Annotated in this window: 15 protein-coding genes; 5 read left to right on the top strand and 10 right to left on the bottom strand. The window is 64.1% G+C overall.

From position 1 onward, the window contains the following. Nucleotides 1-180 precede the first annotated feature (180 nt). Nucleotides 181-621 (top strand): hypothetical protein, encoded by a 441-nt coding sequence (locus LDZ28_RS02665; protein ID WP_244827190.1) that lies wholly within the window; start codon nucleotides 181-183, stop codon nucleotides 619-621. 1 nt (nucleotide 622) lies between these two features. Here LDZ28_RS02665 and pdeM read toward each other — a convergent pair whose 3' ends face one another. The 4 genes from pdeM to LDZ28_RS02685 are packed head-to-tail and all read right to left on the bottom strand — an operon-like array spanning nucleotide 623 to nucleotide 6,851. Further along, a complete protein-coding gene (pdeM, locus tag LDZ28_RS02670; protein WP_244827191.1) occupies nucleotides 623-1,285 on the bottom strand; it encodes a ligase-associated DNA damage response endonuclease PdeM in 663 nt (220 codons plus the stop codon). 7 nt (nucleotides 1,286-1,292) lie between these two features. Then, nucleotides 1,293-4,079: a ligase-associated DNA damage response DEXH box helicase gene (locus LDZ28_RS02675; RefSeq protein ID WP_244827192.1), complete on the bottom strand. Its 2,787-nt coding sequence runs from the start codon at nucleotides 4,077-4,079 to the stop codon at nucleotides 1,293-1,295. Between the two features lie 22 nt (nucleotides 4,080-4,101). Further along, a complete protein-coding gene (locus LDZ28_RS02680; RefSeq protein ID WP_244827193.1) occupies nucleotides 4,102-5,757 on the bottom strand; it encodes an ATP-dependent DNA ligase in 1,656 nt (551 codons plus the stop codon). Then, a complete protein-coding gene (locus tag LDZ28_RS02685) occupies nucleotides 5,754-6,851 on the bottom strand; it encodes a ligase-associated DNA damage response exonuclease (protein WP_244827194.1) in 1,098 nt (365 codons plus the stop codon). Before LDZ28_RS02685 ends, LDZ28_RS02680 begins: the two co-directional genes overlap by 4 nt. A gap of 171 nt (nucleotides 6,852-7,022) precedes the next feature. Here LDZ28_RS02685 and LDZ28_RS02690 point away from each other — a divergent pair, with 171 nt between their 5' ends. Further along, nucleotides 7,023-7,520 carry a hypothetical protein gene (locus tag LDZ28_RS02690; RefSeq protein WP_244827195.1) on the top strand — a complete coding sequence of 166 codons (498 nt, stop codon included), beginning with the start codon at nucleotides 7,023-7,025 and terminating at the stop codon, nucleotides 7,518-7,520. A 9-nt stretch (nucleotides 7,521-7,529) separates the two neighbouring features. Here LDZ28_RS02690 and LDZ28_RS02695 read toward each other — a convergent pair whose 3' ends face one another. After that, nucleotides 7,530-8,549 (bottom strand): 2-hydroxyacid dehydrogenase, encoded by a 1,020-nt coding sequence (locus LDZ28_RS02695; RefSeq protein WP_244827196.1) that lies wholly within the window; start codon nucleotides 8,547-8,549, stop codon nucleotides 7,530-7,532. A gap of 62 nt (nucleotides 8,550-8,611) precedes the next feature. Continuing rightward, entirely contained in the window at nucleotides 8,612-9,622 is a 1,011-nt protein-coding gene (locus LDZ28_RS02700) for a LysR family transcriptional regulator (protein ID WP_370652124.1), read from the bottom strand. A 481-nt stretch (nucleotides 9,623-10,103) separates the two neighbouring features. Between LDZ28_RS02700 and aspT (LDZ28_RS02705) the strand changes: the two genes are divergently transcribed. The 3 genes from aspT (LDZ28_RS02705) to LDZ28_RS02715 are packed head-to-tail and all read left to right on the top strand — an operon-like array spanning nucleotide 10,104 to nucleotide 14,400. Beyond that, nucleotides 10,104-11,786, top strand: a complete 1,683-nt coding sequence (gene aspT / locus LDZ28_RS02705; protein ID WP_244827197.1) for an aspartate-alanine antiporter — start codon at nucleotides 10,104-10,106, stop codon at nucleotides 11,784-11,786. A gap of 13 nt (nucleotides 11,787-11,799) precedes the next feature. Continuing rightward, nucleotides 11,800-13,497 carry an aspartate-alanine antiporter gene (gene aspT / locus LDZ28_RS02710; protein ID WP_244827198.1) on the top strand — a complete coding sequence of 566 codons (1,698 nt, stop codon included), beginning with the start codon at nucleotides 11,800-11,802 and terminating at the stop codon, nucleotides 13,495-13,497. A 57-nt stretch (nucleotides 13,498-13,554) separates the two neighbouring features. Further along, nucleotides 13,555-14,400: an aldo/keto reductase gene (locus LDZ28_RS02715; RefSeq protein WP_244827199.1), complete on the top strand. Its 846-nt coding sequence runs from the start codon at nucleotides 13,555-13,557 to the stop codon at nucleotides 14,398-14,400. Nucleotides 14,401-14,428: 28 nt separating this feature from the next. Here the strand turns inward: LDZ28_RS02715 and LDZ28_RS02720 are convergent, their stop codons facing one another. From LDZ28_RS02720 to LDZ28_RS02735, 4 genes are all read right to left on the bottom strand, one after another. Next, a complete protein-coding gene (locus tag LDZ28_RS02720; RefSeq protein WP_244827200.1) occupies nucleotides 14,429-14,836 on the bottom strand; it encodes a hypothetical protein in 408 nt (135 codons plus the stop codon). A 76-nt stretch (nucleotides 14,837-14,912) separates the two neighbouring features. Further along, on the bottom strand, nucleotides 14,913-17,000 hold the full coding sequence (locus LDZ28_RS02725; protein WP_244827201.1) for an ABC transporter ATP-binding protein: 2,088 nt from the start codon (nucleotides 16,998-17,000) through the stop codon (nucleotides 14,913-14,915). Continuing rightward, complete coding sequence (locus tag LDZ28_RS02730; protein ID WP_244827202.1) at nucleotides 16,997-17,854, bottom strand: ABC transporter permease; 858 nt, start codon at nucleotides 17,852-17,854, stop codon at nucleotides 16,997-16,999. Before LDZ28_RS02730 ends, LDZ28_RS02725 begins: the two co-directional genes overlap by 4 nt. Next, nucleotides 17,851-18,882, bottom strand: a complete 1,032-nt coding sequence (locus tag LDZ28_RS02735) for an ABC transporter permease (protein ID WP_244827203.1) — start codon at nucleotides 18,880-18,882, stop codon at nucleotides 17,851-17,853. Before LDZ28_RS02735 ends, LDZ28_RS02730 begins: the two co-directional genes overlap by 4 nt.

The raw sequence follows: 18,882 nt of genomic DNA on the forward strand, positions 1-18,882 counted from the left end.
CCCGGACAATGCACTCCCGCGAACGGATATTTTGACGAATGCCGCCTCGTCGACGGAGTTTTACCCGCGCGGCCGCTAGTTGACGTCAGATGTTTCTAGTAATGTTCTGACAGGACGCCATTGCTTGCGCGAGCGAAGTTCTGGGCGAGTGTTGGAAAAACGCAGCATCCACTGATTGACATGTCCCAACTCAAAAGTTTTTTCAGCGTCGCCTTTGCTGCCGCGCTGCTCGTCTCGGTTCACGCGCAGGCGCAAAGCAGCGCCACCGGACCCATTGCCACGTCGGCGGGCGCGCTCAATTTTCTGCGCGACGAATCGGGCTTCGCCGCCGTGCTCGGCACCGATACCTTCGACCGCTTCGACGCCAAGCGCGTCGTGCATTTCGACCAGACGGGCGCATCCGACACGCTCACGCGCTCGCTCGTGCAGACCGACGTCGGTCCCGTGCTTTACGACTTTCGTCACAAGCCGCCGCTGGTGCAGCGCATCGGCAAGAGGCTCGTCGTCAAACGCGTGTTCTGGCAAGGCGAGGAAGTCGTCATGCAGACGTCGTCCGGCTGGTACGGCTATCAGCGCGGGACATTGACCAAGCTGCAATCGTCGACGTCGACGTATCACTGACTCAGTTGCGCACGTTGAAGACGCGTTCGCCCGCCACGACATAAACCGCCTCGCCGCGCACGTCGCCGTTGACCTCGAAACCGCCAGTGAACGCGCCGAACGCGGGCAGCACGCCCGAGCGTTGGCCGAAGCGAAAGCACGGCAGCCGCACGCTGTCGGCACGCGTCGCGAGCCGGTACACAGGGTGTTCATGTCCGGCGAGCGCGTAGGCATCGTCCACGGTTTGCGGATGATGACAAAGCGCCCACGGTCCGAGCCGATACGGCTCCTTCACGAGTTCCACGCCGAACGCTTCGGGCAGCGCGCCCGCGTGCTTGTCGTGATTGCCTTCGACCAGCACGAGCCGCATTTGCCGATGCCGCATGCGCCACGCATGTAGCGCCGTGAGCGTTTCATCGGCATGCGACTCGCGCGCATGGAGCAGATCGCCGAGAAACACGATCGCTTCAGGTTTATGCGTGGCGACGAGCGTATCGAGCCGCATCAGGCTTTCCGCCGTCGTGCCGACTGGCACTGGAATGCCGCGCGCGCGAAACACGGCGTCCTTGCCGAAGTGGGCGTCGGCGATGAAAAGCGTCATCAGAATGGGATCGAAGGCCGCGCGCTCCGCCGAAAGCAGGAGCGCGTGACCGTTCACATCGACCGTCAGTGCTTCAATTGCCATTTGCATCCTATGCTTGCGCTGCTTTTTCTAGATCGGCAAGCATACGCTCCACGCGGTCCGACAGCTTTTCGGTACTCACCTTTTCACGCAGACGCGCGATGATCAGCGGAAACGCAAAGGGCGTCGGCTTCTTCGGATGCGTGAGCGCGAGACGGCTTTCGCTCATGCGTTGCAGCGCGGCGCGGATGCGGCCGAGTTCGAGTTCCTGCAACATGACTTCCTGATCGGCTTGCGTGAGCAGCAGATTGCCGCTGTCGTGCTTGCGGAACACTTCGTAGAAAAGCCCGCTCGACGCCTGCAATTGCCGCGCGCTTTTCTGTTGCCCCGGATGCCCTTGATAAATCAGCCCCGACACGCGCGCAATTTCCCGGAAGCGCCGCGCCGACAATTCCGAGGCATTGAGGCTCGCGAGAATGTCGTGCTCGAGATTTTCCGCCGAGAAAAGCCCTTCCTCGATGAGCGTCTCCCAGTCGAACGGCCGCGCCGACAGCAGTTCGAAGCCGTAATCGTTCATCGAAATGGAAAACGTGCTGGGCTGATCGCGCGCGACGCGCCAGCCGATGAGCGAGCCCAGGCCGATGTGCGCCATGCGCCCGGCGAACGGATAACAAAAGAAATGATGTCCTTCGCGCGACCGCACGCTTTCGACGACCAGCACGCCCGGTCCCGGCAGCGCGGACCATTTCGCCTGCAAGTCGAGCAGCGGTTGCACGGCGCGCATTTCGGGTTCGTCGTAGATGCCTTCGTTGGCGCGCGCGAGCATGACGAGCGCGGCCTCGGAGAGCTCGGACGAGAGCGGCATCTTGCTGCCGGCCCATTGCGGCATCGCGCCGCGCGAGGAGGTCGCGCGTTTCACGTAGGCGGTCATGTCGCGCACGCGCACGAGTTCGAGCGCGCGGCCGCCGAAGGTGAAGACATCGCCCGGTTTCAGGCGCGAGATGAACGATTCTTCCATCGCGCCGATCCGTCCGCCCGTCATGTAGGCCACGCTGATGGTCGCATTGGCGACGATGGTCCCGACATTATTCCGATGCCTGCGCACGAGGTCCTCGCGCGGCACGCGATACACGCCGTCGTCGCCATGAACGACGCGGTGATAATCCGGATACGCCGAAAGCGAAGTGCCGCCGCGTTCGACGAAGGAGAGCGCCCAGTCGAATTCGGCCTGCGTGAGATCGCGATACGCATACGCCGTGCGTACTTCGTCGAACATGTCGGCGGGCGTGAAGCCGCCGCCTATCGCCACGGTCACGAGATGCTGCACGAGGACATCGAGCGGCTTGAGCGGCATGTCTCGTCCTTCGATACGCCGCTCGCCGATGGCCCAGCGCGCCGCGGCCGCCTCCACGAGTTCGAGCGCATGCGTCGGCACGATGGTCACGCGCGACACACGCCCCGGCGCGTGTCCCGAACGTCCGGCGCGCTGCATGAGACGCGCGACGCCTTTGGGCGAGCCGATCTGAAACACTCGATCCACCGGCAGAAAATCGACGCCGAGATCGAGACTCGACGTGCAGACGACCGCTTTCAGCTGCCCGTTCTTCAGACCGAGTTCGACCCAGTCGCGCACTTCCTTGTCGAGCGAACCGTGATGCAGCGCGATGAGCCCGGCCCACTCCGGCTTCAACTCCAGAAGCGCGCGATACCAGATCTCGGATTGCGAGCGGGTATTGGTGAAGACGAGCGAACTTTGCGCGTGCTCGATTTCATCGGCGACGGGTCCGACCTGGCGCACGCCGAGATGGCCGCCCCACGGAAAGCGCTCGATGGTCTCGGGAATCAGCGTGTCGACGACGAGCGTTTTCGGCTGCGCGCCGCGCACGATGACGCGTGGCGTGCGCACGGGATGCAGCAGCGCGTCGTGCGCGAGCGCGAGATTGCCGAGCGTGGCGGAGAGACCCCAGATCTGCACCTCGGGACGCCAGCGCGCGAGGCGGGCGAACGCGAGTTGCGTCTGCGTACCGCGTTTGTTGCCGAGCAGTTCATGCCATTCGTCGACCACGACGAGCCGCACGTGCGCGAGTTCTTCGCGCGCGTTGGCGCGCGTGAGCATGAGCGTGAGGCTTTCCGGCGTGGTGACGAGCGCGGAAGGCATGCGGCGGTTCTGACGCGAGCGTTCCGTGGATGACGTATCGCCCGTGCGCAAGCCGACGGTCCACGGCACCGAGAGCGCCGTCACCGCCGTTTGCAAGGCGCGGGCGGAATCGGCGGCGAGGGCGCGCATCGGCGTGATCCATAGCACGGTGAGCGGCGCGGGGAGGGGCGTTTTGTCAGTGATGGTGGCAACGCGGTCGGCGGTCTTTGCGGTGGATTGCGCGCTGTCCTCAGGGTCCGCAACGGCAAGCGCGCGGCCTTTCTCGTCGAGCCGGGAATTGCCGGCGGTTTTGCCTTTACGCTTCGCGCCCGCTTTGGGCTTCGGCGGTCCCGCGTACGCCGCAAGCGCCCCGAGCCACACGGCCCATGTTTTGCCCGCGCCCGTGGTCGCATGCAATAAGCCGCTCGCGCCGCGTTCGATCTCCCGCCAGACTTCCCGCTGAAACTCGAACGGCTGCCAGCCGCGCGAATCGAACCAGCGCGCGATGCGTTCGTCCATCGGCTTCGCGGCTTCCTGCGCGTCGTATTGAAACGGCGCGGGTTTGAATAGCTCGGCGGCGGCATCGAGCTTGGCCTGCGCCGCCTGCGTGCGCGGCACGCGACGCGGACGCGGCGCACGGCGCCTGGAGCGCGCCGACGTGTCGGGCGTGTCGGGCGTATCGGGCGTGTCGATACCGTCCGCATCGTCGAGTTCACTCATGCCGATGCTCCGCGCGAGCTTCTCATGCCACCGCCTCGTTCAAAAACCCCTTGAGCATGTCGAGCGTATCGGCGTCCTCGATCGTCTTGTCGGTCCGCCAGCGCAGCATGCGCGGAAAGCGCACCGCGATGCCCGACTTGTGGCGTGGACTCGCCTGAATGCCCTCGAAGCCGATCTCGAACACGAGCGTCGGCGTGACGCTGCGCACCGGACCGAATTTTTCGATGGTCGTCTTGCGCACGATTGCATCGACCTTGCGCATTTCCTCGTCGGTCAAGCCGGAATAGGCCTTGGCGAACGGCACCAGCGTGCGCACGCCGTCCGCTTCGTCCCAGACCGCGAAGGTGAAATCCGTGTAGAGGCTCGCGCGCCGGCCATGGCCGCGCTGGGCGTAGAGCAAGACGGCGTCGATGGCGTAGGGATCGATCTTCCACTTCCACCAGGTGCCCGACGCCTTGGTGCGGCCAACGCCATACATCGACATGCGCTCTTTCAGCATGAGCCCTTCGACACCGCGCGCGCGGCTTTCGCCGCGCAAGCCGGCGAGCGTCTCCCAATCCGGCGCCACCACGAGCGGTGACACGCGCAAGACATCCACCGCGAGCGATGCCGCCAGGGCATCCAGCTTCGCACGACGCGTTTCCAAAGGCTCGGTGCGCAGGTCGCGGCCATCGGCTTCGAGCAGATCGTAGGCGAGCATCGCGGCGGGAGAATCGGCGAGCACTTTCTTCGTCAGCGACTTGCGCGTGATGCGCGGTTGCAGACGCGCGAACGGCAGCGGTGCGTCCGCGCCCGGTTCCCACGCGAGAATCTCGCCGTCGATCACGGTGCCGTCGGGCAGTGCGGCGCCGAGCGCGGCAAGCTCCGGAAAGCGCTCCGTGACGAGATCCTCGCCGCGCGACCAGATCCACACGCGGCCCGCGCGCTTGACGATCTGCGCGCGAATGCCGTCCCACTTCCATTCGGCGATCCAGTCCGATGGCGCGCCGAGCGTCGCCGGATCGATTTGCAACGGATGCGCGAGAAAGAAGGGAAACGGCAAGCCGATATCGCTTTCGTGCGGGGTATCGACGTCATCGCCTTCGGCTGTCGGCGCGATCAGCCGAAGATAACGCGCCGCGCTCGGGCTTTGGCGCGAGTCGGTCCAGCCGACCATGCGTTGCGCGATGCGCTTGTGATCGACGCCCGCCACTTGCGCGAGCGCGCGCACGACGAGTTGCCGCGCGACGCCCACACGAAAACCGCCGCCGATCAGCTTGGTGAGCAGGAAGCGCTCGCCCCAGTTGAGTTCGTCCCAGTAACCGAGCAGCCGCTCGCGCAACTCCGCCGGCGACACGCCACGCAAGGTCAGCACGCGCTCCTCGATCCATTGAGCAAGCCCGAGTTCCGATTCGCGCGAGGCGGGCGGGAGCACGTGCGCAATCGTCTCCGCGAGATCGCCGACGGCCTGATACGACTCCTCGAAGAGCCAATCCGGCAGACCCGCGCGTTCGCGGGCGAGTTCGGTCAAAAGGCGCGTCGGCACCGACTGGCGCGGTTTGCCGCCTGCAAGGAAGTACGACGCCCACGCCGCGTCTTCGGCCGCGGCGCCCGAGAAGTAGGCGATCAGCGCTTCGAGCTTCTCGTTCGTCGATGTGGTGGCGTCGAGCGCCGTATAAAGCGTCGCGAAGCGTTTCATTGCGGCGCCGTCTCGGCTGACGCGTCGGTCGCGGCTGGCGCAGAGACTTCGGCGGGCGCATCGGCGGCATCGGCTTCGATGGCGTCGTCGCCGTATTCGGTCGTGAACGCGCCTGCTTCGAGACCTTGCTCGGTGAGCCAGCGCACCATCGGCTCGATCTGTCCGTGCGTTACGATCACGCGTTCCGCGCCCGTCGCGCCTATCGCGAGTTGCAGGCCCGGCCAGTCCGCATGGTCGGACAACACGAAGCCGCGGTCCACGCCCTTGCGCCGCCGCGTGCCGCGCAGACGCATCCAGCCGGACGCAAAAGCATCGCTGTAATCGCCGAAGCGGCGCATCCACGTGCTGCCTTGCGCGGATGGTGGCGCGACGATCAGCGCGCCCTTGAACTCGGCCTTGTCGCGCGCGGCGATTTCACTGACGAGGCGCGTCGGCGGCAGGTCGACACCCGCATCGCGATAGGCGCGATTCAGCGGCTCGACCGCGCCATGACAGAAGATCGGCCCGATACTCCTGTCGATGCCCGCGAGCACATGCTGCGCCTTGCCGAACGAATAGCAGAAGAGCACGGAAGCGCGGCCTTCGGCGGCGTTATGCCGCCACCATGCATCGACGCCATCGAACACGGCCTTGGACGGTTCCCATCGATAGATCGGCAAGCCGAAGGTCGATTCCGTGATGAAGGTATCGCAGCGCACGGGCTCGAAGGGCGCGCAAGTCGGATCGGGCTCGACCTTGTAGTCGCCGGATGCGACCCACACGCGGCCGCCGTGCTCCACGCGCACTTGCGCCGAGCCGAGCACATGTCCGGCGGGATGCAGCGAGACGGTCACGCCATTCACGTCGATGCTCTCGCCATAAGGCAGACCTTGAACGTCGATGCCCGGAAGGCGCGACTGCAACACGCCCAGTCCCGCTTCGGCGGTGAGATAGCGCGCATGTCCGAAGCGTGCGTGGTCCGCATGCGCGTGTGTGATCACGGCGCGTTCGACCGGTCGCCACGGGTCGATATAGAAGCCGCCCGGCGGGCAAAACAGCCCTTCGGGCCGCGCGACGATCAGGTCGGAAGAGGAGTTCACGAGACGTTGAGGCATGCAGCTTGCCAATAGTGTTCGATTCCGACCACAAAAGCACGCCACGTGCCCGTCATGGTGCTTTCACGATTAACCGCTAGGGTGTAAAAGTTTAACTGACTCATCTATCGCCGCTTCATCTCGCGATACGCGCGCACGGGGCGCGCGCCGCTCGTCTTTTTGGTGCCGAACATGGATACGATCGTAGCGCCGACCGCCGCAGAAGCGGTCTGGATCGTCAGGCTGCAAGGCCATCCTCAGTACGACTTCGTGCGCCTGAAACGGGTCTTCAACGACCCGGGTTCCCGCCATCAGGTCGTACTCGTCGATGTCAGGAAACTGCTCGAATGCGCCAATCGCGACGACACCGACTACGTGCTCAAGGCCGTCACCGACTGGCACGCGGGCAAGGTGCGCGGTATCCGCGAGTTTCTCGACCCGGACAATCCGCGTGTGCCGGAGATGCCTTACGTGACCATCAGCGTGCGCCGCTCGTCGGGTTTTCTCGGCTTGCTGGGCGTGCATCGTGAGGGTGTGATCGCGTTTCGCAACGGGCAGCATCGCGCGCGCTATCTGGCTCATGCGGGCGCGCTTTGCATGCCGGTGGAAGTGCACGAGCGCGAAGCGGCCATGCTGCTTGCCATGTGCGCCGCGCCCGGCGAAGCGAGCGCGGAATACGGCGATATGTGATTGCGCCGGTCAGGCGGCGGGGGCATCGACCAGATTACGCGGCGTGCCGTTCGCCCACGCGATGAGGTTGCCGAGCGTGGTCGATGCAATCTCGATCAACGCCTCGCGCGTAAAAAACGCCTGATGCGCGGTAATGATGACGTTCGGAAACGTGAGGAGACGCGCGAGCACGTCGTCCTGAAGCAAGTGGTCCGAATGGTCTTCGAAGAAAAGACCGCCTTCTTCCTCGTAGACATCCAGTCCGAGATGCCCTAACTGGCCGCTTTTCAACGCGCCGATCAACGCATTGCTTTCCACGAGCCCGCCGCGTCCGGTATTGATGAGCATGGCGCCGCGCTTCATGCTTGCGAGCGCGCGTTCGTCGATCATGTGATAGGTCGCGGGCAGGAGCGGACAGTGCAGCGAGACGACATCGGAGTTCGCGAGCAGTTCGTCCAGGGCGACATAGCGCGCGCCGCGTTCGAGCAGGTCCGTGGCGGGCGGTCCCGGATCGTAGGCGAGCACCTGCATGCCGAAGCCCGCCATGATCTTGCCGAACGTGCGCCCGATGATACCCGTGCCGACCACGCCGACGGTCTTGCCATACAGATCGAAGCCGAGCAGGCCGTTGAGCGAGAAATCGCCTTCGCGCGTGCGCGCCACCGCACGATGCAGCCGGCGATTGAGCGTGAGGATCATGCCGGCCGCGTGTTCCGCCACCGCATGCGGCGAATACGCGGGAACGCGCGTGACGGCGATGCCAAGGCGCTTGGCCGCATGCAGATCGACATGATTGAAGCCCGCCGAGCGCAATGCGACCAGGCGCGTGCCGCCTGCGTGGAGCTTTTCGAGTACGGCGGCGTCGACGAGATCGTTGACGAACGGGCAGACGGCCGTGAAACCTTGCGCAAGGATGGCCGTCTGCGCGTCGAGATGAGCTTCGCGAAAATCGAGCTCGACGCCGAACGATTCGTTAGCCTGACAAAACGTATCGGCGTCGTACTGACGGCTGCTAAAGAGGATGAGGCGATGGGGATGGGCGCTCGACATGTTTCGTCACAGGCAAGAATCGACGCGTACCGGCCTGTGAGATAAGCCGCACGCCTTTGGGGTCAGTGGTGGGTCGCAGAGGTGACGGCAGGCGTCACGCCTGCGCCCGGTGCGGGCTTGAAGGCGGGGGGCGTCGGCCGGTAGATTTCATCTGGCTTGGACGATGCGGAAGTCACTTCCTGAGTGAGCCTTTCAAGCGCGTAGTCGATGAAAAAGCGCGTCTTGGCAGGCAGATATTGACGTCCCGGATAGACGATCGACACTTTCATCTCCGGGTCGTCGATGGTGTACTCGGGCAAGAGCCGCACGAGCGTGCCGTCTGCGATATCCCGGTTGACGATGCCTTCGGGCAGGATCGAAAAGCCCATGTCACGCATCGTCGCGAGGCGCACCATCAGCGCACTGTTGACCGAGTAGACGGGAGCGAGGGCGACTTGGTCCGCTGCTCCATGGCGGTGCCGGAAATGCCAGGAAGAACTTCGTATCTCGCTGGGTAGCCCAACGGACGGCATGGACTGTAGATCGGTTGGCGTGGTGGGCGTGCCGTGTTCGGCGAGATACGCGGGCGTGGCAACGGGCACGAGCGCGTTATTGCCGACGGGACGTTCCACGAGCGCGGTGCTCGACACCATGAACGCGGTGACGATTCCCACGTCATAGCCGTCTTCGACGAGATCGACGTGACGTTCGGCGAGCGTCAAGCGCACATTGACTTTCGGATAAAGCTTTCTGAATCCGTCGATTAACGGAGTAAGGGTTAGGAGTGAAAGCGCACTCGATGCCACCACGCGCAAAGTGCCGCTAGGTTCGCCTTCGGTATGGGTAACTGCCGACTCAAGATGATCCAATTCTTCCAGCAGAGCCCGACAGCCTTCGAGATAGCGTGTGCCGGCTTCCGTGAGAGAAAGATTTCGCGTGGTCCGGTTAATCAAACGCGTTCGCAAATGCGCTTCGAGCATGGCAATTGCCCGTGTCACCAAGGCATTTGAGACGTCTAGTTGCTGGGCGGCTCGTCTGAAGCTTTCGGTATCGGCTACCCGAACGAAAACTCGCATTGCATGGATCTGATTCATTGTGCAGCCCTCAGGTTGTACAGCGATGGAGTGAGTTAGGCGCATCCAAGGATACGACCGTTCACTTTTTGTTGACCCTCGTTTTGTTCTTTAAACGGATAATATTGACAGCACGAAAGAAATGCAATATTTAATTTTCTAAGGTAAATCGAGTAATTGCGCACGTGACGGGTTTTATTTCGGTTTTTAGAAGATGTACAGGCTTGATGGTTGATTTTTATACGAATCTGCTCGCGAAAGTGCGATATCGCACGGAACCGCGCTTATGCAAGCTGGCTAAGCCATAACGAACTTGTATGAATTATTGTGCGGATACTAAAAAGCAGCATTCTAATTAACCGTGAGATTAGTAATGCGTTAATGTTAAGAAACATACCGCCGCTCTGCCGAAATGGATAAAATCCAATCGGGATTTTCCCGGCCTACGTGTTAATAAATAAATCCCCAGGTTTGTCGACAATCAACCGGATCTACACCAACCATGCTGTGGACTCTGTTAAAGGCGCAACCGGAAATAGCCCTCTTCGCGAGTCTCGCGATTGGTTTTTTTATTGGTTCTTTCAAACTCGGGCCGATTCAGCTCGGCGGCGTTTGCGGCACGCTCATCGTCGCATTGATTCTCGGGCAAAGCGGCGCGCGAATTTCCCCCGATCTGAAAAATATCGCTTTTGCGCTTTTTATCTTTGCGCTCGGCTTCACGGGCGGCCCGCAGTTTTTCGCGAATGTCGGACGCGGCTGGCGCTACGGCATTCTCTCACTCGTGGAGGTCGTCGTAGTGGTGGCGCTCGTGCTCCTGAGCGTGCGCCTGCTCAGGCTCGATCCCGGCACGGCGGCGGGACTTCTGGCCGGCGGCGCCACCGAATCGGCCGTGATCGGCACGGCGTCCGAGGCCATCGGGCGGCTTGGGCTTCCGGCCGCGGAAATCGCGCGCTTGCAGGCGAATATCGTGACCGCGTACAGCGTGAGCTACCTGTTCGGGCTCGTCACGATCGTGCTCTTTTCGAGCCAGTTCGCGCCGCTCATCCTGCGCGTTAATCTGCGCGATGAAGCCGAGCGCGTGTGGCGCAAGCTCGGTGGCGACGGCGCGCTGTCCGAAGGGCAGACGCTTGCCGCGCCGCCTCTCGCCGGACGCGAACTGAAAGTGACGGCGGGCGCGGGCCAGTCCATCGGCGATCTTGAAAAGCGCTTCGGCAACAACATCAGCGTGCAGCGCGTGTTGCGCGACCGCTCGGTCATCAAGGCGCAGCCGTCGGTCATCCTGAAGGCGAACGACCGCGTGATGGTCGGCGGCCGCCGCGAGGCGATCGTCGAGGCACTGCCCGCCATCGGCGAGGAAGTGTTCGGCGGCGGCGTCTCGGATGTCTACGTCGAGAAAGTCGATGTCATGCTCACAGCGCGCGCGCTGCACGGCCTCACGCTTGCCCAGGCGCGCGCCCGCGCCGCGCCGGGCGAAGGGCGCGGCGTCTTCGTCGCGGCCGTGACCCGTCTGGACAGCACCATTCCCGCGTTGCCCGGCACGCAACTGCATCGCGGCGATGTGCTGACGCTCGTCGGCAACAAGGAAGATGTCGCGCGCGGCGCGTCGAAGCTCGGCTACATCATCCGCGCGACCCAAAAAACCGACTTCGTGTATCTCGGGCTCGGCGTGATCGCGGGCATCGCGATTGGGCGGTTTTCTGCGCGTGTCGGCGGCATCGACATCACGCTCGGCACGGGCGGCGGTTGTCTTCTCGCGGGTCTTCTGTTCGGCTGGATTCGTTCGCGCTATCCGTTGATCGGCTCGTTGCCATCCGCTGCCGCGCAGATTCTCAAGGACTTCGGGCTGTGCACCTTCATCGCGGCGGTGGGCTTGTCGGCGGGCGCGGACGCGCTGCGGCTGATTCGCGAATTCGGTGTCGCGCTGCCGCTTGCGGGTATCGTCATCACGCTGGGGCCCGCGCTCGCGTCGCTTTTTATCGGCAGGATGCTGCTCAAGCTCGAAGTGCCGATGCTGCTCGGCGCGATCGCCGGCCAGCAGTGCAGCACGCCCGCCATCAGCGCGCTCGTCGGCGTGACGGGCAACGCGACGCCCGTGATCGGCTACACCATCACCTATGCGATCTCGAACGTGCTGCTGCCGCTGCTCGGGCCGCTCGTCGTCGGGCTGGCAAGCAAGCTCGGCTGAAGGGGACATCGACATGGAATGGCTGCACCTCGTCTTTCAGAAGTCGCCCGAAACGGCGCTCTTTCTTTCACTCGCGGCGGGTTATCTCATCGGCCAGGTCAACTTCGGCAAGTTCCAGCTGGGCGGCGTGGGCGGCTCGCTGCTCGCGGCGGTGGCGATCAGCCAGATCGGCGTGCAGATCGACAATGGCGTGAAGGCGGTGATGTTCGCCGTGTTCATCTATGCGGTCGGCTACGACTCCGGGCCGCAGTTCTTCAACTCGCTCAATCGCAAGACGCTGCGCGAAATCGCGATGGCCGTGTTTCTGGCCGTCTCCGCGCTCGTCACGGTGATCGTCTGCGCGAAGGTCTTCGGACTGAACAAGGGACTCGCGGCCGGACTCGCGGGCGGGGCGCTGACGCAATCGGCGATCATCGGCACGGCGGGCGACGCCATCGCGCGGCTCGGCTTGCCGGCCGCCGAAGCGAAGGCGCTCCAGTCCGATGTCGCGATTGCCTATGCCGTGACTTACGTCTTCGGCTCGCTCGGCGCGATCATCGTCTGCGTGAACATCCTGCCGAAGTTCATGGGACAGAGCCTGAAGGAAGCATCCGTCGATGCCGAGCGGCAGCTTGCGGGCGGCGGCGCATCCGGGCCCGCGGCGGGCCAGGTTTCCGCGTTGCCCGCGCTCGTCGGGCGGGCGTTTCGCGTGACGGCGGCAAGCGGCGCGGCGGGCCGCACGGTGGCCGACCTCGAAATGGCCGAAGCGGACATGATCACCATCGAGCGCATCCGGCGCGGCGGCAAGGCGCTCGAAGCGCGCCCCGACGTCATGCTCTCGGCAGGCGATATCGTGCTCGTCGTCGGACGGCGCGAAGTAATGGTGAGCGCGGCGGCGCAACTCGGCGAGGAAGTCGCGGACACCGACGGCATCAGCGTCGTCATGCAGAAGCGTCAGGGCGTGTTCACCAAGCGCGGCATGAATCACACGACGATCGCCGCGCTGCGCGCGACCGTGGATCGCGACATGCGGCACGGCGTCTATATCCAGGAGATTTCGCGCGCCGGTTTGCCTATGCCCGTGTTGCCGGAAACGCGCCTCGAACATGGCGATGTGATCACCGTCTACGGCTCGCCGCAAGACACGAAGCGCGCCGTCGATGGCGCCGGTTACGAGCTTCCCTTCACCGACAAGACCGACTTCATCTACATGGGCGTGGGTATCGTGCTGGGACTGCTGATCGGGCTGATCGTGGTGCGCGTGGGCGGCATACCGATCACGCTCGGCTCGGGCGGCGGCTGTCTGCTCACGGGCCTTCTGTTCGGCTGGATGCGCGGCAAGCATCCGATGTATGGCGTCATGCCGCCCGCCGCATCGCAATTGCTGAAGGACTTCGGGCTGGCCGCGTTCGTCGCGGTGGTCGGCCTGAACTCGGGTTTGCAGGCGGTCGTGACGGTGAAGCAAAGCGGCGTGACCATCTTTCTGCTCGGCGTATTCGTCACGCTGTTTCCGCTTCTTCTCACGATGCTGTTCGGCCGATATGTCCTGCGCTACGACAACGCCGCGGTTTTCGCGGGCGCGCTGTCGGGCTCGCGCAGTGCGAATCCGGCGTTCGGCGGTGTGCTCGACAAGGCGGAAAGCCCGGTGCCGACGGCTGCGTTCGCCGTCACCTACGCGCTTGCGAACGTGCTTCTGACCTTGCTCGGGCCGCTCGTCGTCGGACTGGTCTAGCGAAGACCTGGAGTGCTCCTTGCGACATAATCGGCCTTCAGCACAAGGAGGCTTTCCATGGCGAACACACTGCCAACCGTCACGTTGCCGAACGGCGAAACCATTCCGAAGCTCGGCCAGGGAACCTGGGAGATGGGCGAACGCCCGAACACCCGCAAGACCGAGATCGCCGCATTGCGCGAGGGCGTGGAACTCGGCATGACGCTCATCGATACCGCCGAAATGTACGGCGATGGCGAAAGCGAAAAGCTGATCGCCGAAGCGCTCGGCCACCGGCGCGAGGACTTGTTCATCGTCAGCAAGGTGTATCCGCATAACGGCAATGAACGCGGCGTGCAGAGCGCGTGCGAGCGCAGCCTGAAGCGACTGGCGACGGACCGCATCGATCTTTACTTGCTGCACTGGCGCGGCGGCGAGGATCTGGAAGGCGTGATCGCAGGCTTCGAAAAGCTCAGGCGCGATGGCAAGATTCGCCACTGGGGCGTGAGCAACTTCGACACCGACGACATGGAAGAACTTTTTTCGCTCGATCACGGCGATGCCTGCGCAACCGATCAGATTCTCTATAACGTCGCGCGTCGTGGACCCGAATTCGACCTGCTGCCGTGGTTGCGCGAGCGCCGCATTCCGGCGATGGCGTATAGCCCCGTCGATCACGCGCGTCTGCCGAGGGGCGGGGCGCTGGAGAAGATCGCGGCGGCGCGCGGTGTTTCGGCGTTTCAGGTCGCGCTCGCGTGGGTACTGCAACAGCCGCAAGTCTTCGCGATTCCTAAAGCCGCGGATAATGCGCATATCCGCGAGAATCGCGCGGCGCTCGACCTTGCGTTGTCGGCGGATGAACTGGCGGATATCGATCAGCAGTTCAAGCCGCCAAAAGCGAAGCGCGGGTTGGAGATGCTTTGAGCGGGCTCAAGTGCAAAGCACGTGCAAGTCACGTGCAAGCATGATGCAAATGCACCGACCCCAGCACCGCCACTTCAGCCGGCGTGCGCTTGAGATCGGCTTCGTTCACCTGTTTCGCATCGGCGAGGAAGTCATCGACGATCGATGACACCGACGTATCCGTCAGGCACAGCGACACGCGCTTGGTGTCGCCATCCTGCAGCGATGCGCGTTGCGACAGGAACAGCACGCCGTACTGATAACCCCGCACGATGCCGCGCACGGCGCCCACGCACTGACCTTGCGCGGTGTTGTCGCCCTTCTGGGCGCATTGCTGCGCGAGCGAATAAGCAGTGAAGCTCTGGTCGATGGCGGGAGGCGCCGCCGTCTGCGCGTGAGCGGCGGCCGAACCGGAGGAACAAGCTGCGACGAGAGCAAGCGAGAGAGTGGGTTTCATCGATTGAATCCTCGTTGTTTTGAGAGTGAACCGATGAGAGGCGCAAACACGCACTTTGGTTCCGGGCGCGCGGCGCTTAAGTCACCTTTTCGGGACTTTGCAGTGCGCGCAACTCCTCGACCGGAATATGACAGTGAATGGCATGACCGTGCCCCGCATCGCGGCAAGGCGGAGCCTCGCGTTCGCAGATGTCGCCGATCTTGCGCGGACAGCGCGTGTGGAACACGCATCCCGAAGGCGGATTCGCCGCGCTTGGCAACTCGCCCGACAAGCGAATGCGCTCGTTTTGCACGGGCGCGCTTTCGAGCGCGGGCACCGACGAGAGCAATGCTTCGGTGTACGGATGCTGCGGCCCCGTGAAGACATCCGCCGCGCGGCCGATCTCCATGATGCGCCCGAGATACAGCACCGCAATCCGATCCGACAAATAGCGCACGACGTGCAGATCGTGCGAGATGAACACGTAGCTCACGCGCCGTTCGCGCTGCAAGTCCGCCAGCAGATTGAGGATGGCGGCCTGCACGGAGACATCGAGCGCGGAAGTCGGCTCGTCGCAGACGACGACGCGCGGATCGCCCGCAAAAGCACGCGCGATCGCCACGCGTTGCTTCAACCCGCCCGACAACTGGCGCGTGCGCGAGCCGAGATAGCGCTCCGGCAGACGCACGGCTTCGGTCAGCGATTGCAGGCGCTTTTCCTTCGCTTCGCCACGCAGCGACGCGAGTTTCGACAGCGAACGCGCAATCAGCCGGCGCACCGAATGCGCGCGATTGAGCGCCGAATCCGGGTTCTGAAACACGATCTGCAGCGACTTCACCTGCTCGTCGCTGCGCCGCGTGACGCGTTCGGGCAGATGCTGGCCGTCGAGTTCGAGCGTCGCGCCCTTGTCCGGCGAGACGAGGCCCAGCAGCAGCTTGGCGAGCGTGGTCTTGCCGCTGCCCGATTCGCCGACGAGTCCGAGTGTTTCGCCTTGCACGAGGTCGAGCGAGACATCGTGAACGGCACGCACTTCTTCATCGCCGACATGGAAGGTTTTGGACAGGTTGCGTGCGGTGAGCGCGAGCGTCGGTTGCGCTCGATGATCGAGTGGAGGCGCGGCGGGCGTTTCGTCGGTCGAACGCGGCAGCGTTTCCGCGCGTTCGTGATAGTGACAGCGCGCCATCTGATCGCCGTGCGCCGCACTCATCCGATATGGGGGCGGCGCTTCCTTGAGACACCGTTCGTCGGCGAGCTTGCAGCGCGCGGCGAAGATGCACCCTTGCGTCACCGATCCCGGCAGCGGCAACGAACCGGGAATGGTGTCGAGCCGGCCGTTTTCCTTGCTGCGGCCACTCGTCGGCAGACAGCGCAACAGGCCCACGGTGTATGGATGGCGCGGCTTTGCGAAGACATCGGCGGTTGCGCCTTCCTCGACGAGCTTGCCCGCATACAGCACGCCGACGCGCTCGCACATGCGCCCGATCACTGCGAGATTGTGGCTGATGAACAGCACGGCGGTGCCGAGTTCCTCACGCAATTGCGCAATGAGATCGAGCACTTCAGCTTCGACGGTGGCATCGAGACCGGTGGTGGGTTCATCGAGAATCAGCAGTTCGGGATTGCAGGCAAGCGCCATGGCGATCACCACGCGCTGCTGCATGCCGCCCGACAGTTGATGCGGGTAACTTTCCATCACCCGTTCGGGCGATGCAATACGCACACGCCGCAGCATCTCCACCGTGCGCTCGAGCGCATCGCTTTCAGAAGCGCCCGAAGCCTCGAAGGCTTCGGACACTTGCCGCGCGACGGTCAGCGACGGATTCAACGCGCGCCCCGGGTCCTGATAGACCATGGAGACGGCATCGGCGCGCATTTCGCGCAGGGCGTCGGCGGACAGCGCGGAGACATCGCGCCCGGCTATCGAGATGCGGCCCGACTTTACGCGGCCGTTCTTCGGCAAGTAGCGCAGCACCGCGAGCGCCGCCGTCGACTTGCCGCAGCCGGATTCGCCGACGAGTCCGTACGCTTCGCCACGCCGCACGCGCAAGGAGACGTCCTGCAGCACTTCGCGCTCGCGTCCGCGCGAACGGTAGGCCACCGTCAGTCCGACGACGGTGAGCGCGTCGGTCGCTTCGCCCTTGGCGGCGCCGAACGTGGGAAATGCCGATGGCGGCGGTCCGTTCATCGGTCGAGCACTCCTTGCACGGCATCCGCGACGAGGTTGACAGCGACGACGAGCGAGGCAATGGCGGCGGCATCGAACACGACCGTCCACCACGCGCCGCCCGCCATCAGCGTATAGCTTTCGGACAACGCGAGTCCCCAGTCGGCGGACGGCGGCTGAATGCCGAATCCCAGGAACGATAGCGTCGCGACCGCGAAGATCGCGTAGCCGAGCCGCACGGTGGCTTCGACGATGATCGGCGGCAGCACGTTCGGAAGAATCTCCGCGAACATGATGTAAAGCGCGTTCTCGCCGCGCAACTGCGCCGCCATCACGTAGTCGAGATGGCGTTCGCCCAGCACGGCGGCGCGTACCGTGCGCGCGGTGATCGGCGCGAAGGTCAGGCCGATCACGATGATCACCGTCGTGTTGCTCGCGCCCACGGCGGCCAGCGCCAGCAGCGCGACGATGACGAGCGGCAGCGCGAGAAGGGCGTCGATCGCGCGGCCGACGACGGCATCGACCCAGCCGTCGAAGTAGCCGACCACGAGGCCGATGGCCGTGCCCGCCGCCGTGCCGATGAGTGTCGCCAGCGGCGCGATGGTGAGAATGTCGCGCGACCCGACGATCACGCGCGCGAACACGTCGCGGCCGAGTTGATCGGTGCCGAACCAGTGATCGCCGGAAGGCGGCGCGAGCGAGTTCAAGGGATCGGAAGCGTAGGGATCGATCGGCACGGCATGCTGACCGAACAAGGCGCACAGCACCCAGAAGAGCAGGATCGACACGCCGACGACGAAGGTCGCCGAGCGCAACAACGCGAAAAGCGCCTCGAAGCGCTTCGGTTTGACGGGGGCGAGGGCTTGCGTGCTCATCGCCCGTCTCCCGACGAATCCGCCGTGCGCAGACGCGGATTCAGCACGACGTAAAGCGCATCCGCGATCAAATTCGCCGCCGTGTAGATCACGCCGATGCTGAGTACGCCTGCTTCGAGCATCGGGAAGTCCTTGGCCTTCGCCGCGTTGTAGATCAGCGAGCCGATGCCCTGATAGTGGAAGAGCGTCTCCACGACGACCAGCCCGCCGATCATGTAGCCGAGCTGCGTCGCGGCAACCGTCACGGTTGGCAGAAGCGCATTGCGCAGCACGTGCCGCCAGATCACGATACGGCGCGGCAAGCCCTTGAGGATTGCGGTGCGCGTGTAGTCGGCATCGAGCGCTTCGACGGTGCCCGCGCGTGCCATCCGCGCGATATAGCCGAAGAATACGAAGACGAGCGGCAGCACCGGCAGGATCAGATGCTGCAATTGCGTGAGGATGCCGGCATCGGCGCTGGCGCTTGCTTCTATCGGCAGCCATTGCAGCCACACGCCGAAGATGAGGATCAGCACGATCGACGAGACGAATTCCGGCACGACCGTCAGCGTGAGTCCGCCAATGCTGATGATCCGGTCGATCCAGCGCCCCGCGTGCAGCGCCGCATACACGCCGCCTGCAATGCCGAGCGGCACCACGACGATGAACGCCAGCGCGCCGAGCTTCGCCGAATTCCACAGCGCCTCGCCGATAAACGGTGCAACCGGCGCGCGAAACGCATACGATTCGCCCATGTCGCCGCGCAGGAAATGCGTGATCCACGCCGAATATTGCGTGAGAAGCGGCCGGTCCACGCCGAGCTGATGATTCAGCGCGGCGACAGCGCGCGCATCCGCGAGTGGGCCGAGAATGGCGCGGCCGACATCGCCCGGCAGCAACTGGCCGCCGGCGAAGACGATCATCGACAAAAGCCAGAGCGTGACGAGCGCGAGCAGCACGCGCACGCCGACGAAGCGCAGCACGCGGCGTGCTTTCGCGCCGCCGTTGCGCGCCGGCCCGATGCGGGTCGAGGGCGTGATCGTGCTCAT

Source organism: Caballeronia sp. TF1N1 (assembly GCF_022878925.1).
Lineage (GTDB): Bacteria > Pseudomonadota > Gammaproteobacteria > Burkholderiales > Burkholderiaceae > Caballeronia.

What these genes read in the sequence shown, in the direction of transcription:
- LDZ28_RS02665 (WP_244827190.1), top strand. Translation starts at nt 181, where the DNA reads ATGTCCCAACTCAAAAGTTTTTTCAGCGTCGCCTTTGCTGCCGCGCTG.
- pdeM (WP_244827191.1), bottom strand. Translation starts at nt 1,285, where the DNA reads ATGGCAATTGAAGCACTGACGGTCGATGTGAACGGTCACGCGCTCCTG.
- LDZ28_RS02675 (WP_244827192.1), bottom strand. Translation starts at nt 4,079, where the DNA reads ATGAGTGAACTCGACGATGCGGACGGTATCGACACGCCCGATACGCCC.
- LDZ28_RS02680 (WP_244827193.1), bottom strand. Translation starts at nt 5,757, where the DNA reads ATGAAACGCTTCGCGACGCTTTATACGGCGCTCGACGCCACCACATCG.
- LDZ28_RS02685 (WP_244827194.1), bottom strand. Translation starts at nt 6,851, where the DNA reads ATGCCTCAACGTCTCGTGAACTCCTCTTCCGACCTGATCGTCGCGCGG.
- LDZ28_RS02690 (WP_244827195.1), top strand. Translation starts at nt 7,023, where the DNA reads ATGGATACGATCGTAGCGCCGACCGCCGCAGAAGCGGTCTGGATCGTC.
- LDZ28_RS02695 (WP_244827196.1), bottom strand. Translation starts at nt 8,549, where the DNA reads ATGTCGAGCGCCCATCCCCATCGCCTCATCCTCTTTAGCAGCCGTCAG.
- LDZ28_RS02700 (WP_370652124.1), bottom strand. Translation starts at nt 9,622, where the DNA reads ATGAATCAGATCCATGCAATGCGAGTTTTCGTTCGGGTAGCCGATACC.
- aspT (WP_244827197.1), top strand. Translation starts at nt 10,104, where the DNA reads ATGCTGTGGACTCTGTTAAAGGCGCAACCGGAAATAGCCCTCTTCGCG.
- aspT (WP_244827198.1), top strand. Translation starts at nt 11,800, where the DNA reads ATGGAATGGCTGCACCTCGTCTTTCAGAAGTCGCCCGAAACGGCGCTC.
- LDZ28_RS02715 (WP_244827199.1), top strand. Translation starts at nt 13,555, where the DNA reads ATGGCGAACACACTGCCAACCGTCACGTTGCCGAACGGCGAAACCATT.
- LDZ28_RS02720 (WP_244827200.1), bottom strand. Translation starts at nt 14,836, where the DNA reads ATGAAACCCACTCTCTCGCTTGCTCTCGTCGCAGCTTGTTCCTCCGGT.
- LDZ28_RS02725 (WP_244827201.1), bottom strand. Translation starts at nt 17,000, where the DNA reads ATGAACGGACCGCCGCCATCGGCATTTCCCACGTTCGGCGCCGCCAAG.
- LDZ28_RS02730 (WP_244827202.1), bottom strand. Translation starts at nt 17,854, where the DNA reads ATGAGCACGCAAGCCCTCGCCCCCGTCAAACCGAAGCGCTTCGAGGCG.
- LDZ28_RS02735 (WP_244827203.1), bottom strand. Translation starts at nt 18,882, where the DNA reads ATGAGCACGATCACGCCCTCGACCCGCATCGGGCCGGCGCGCAACGGC.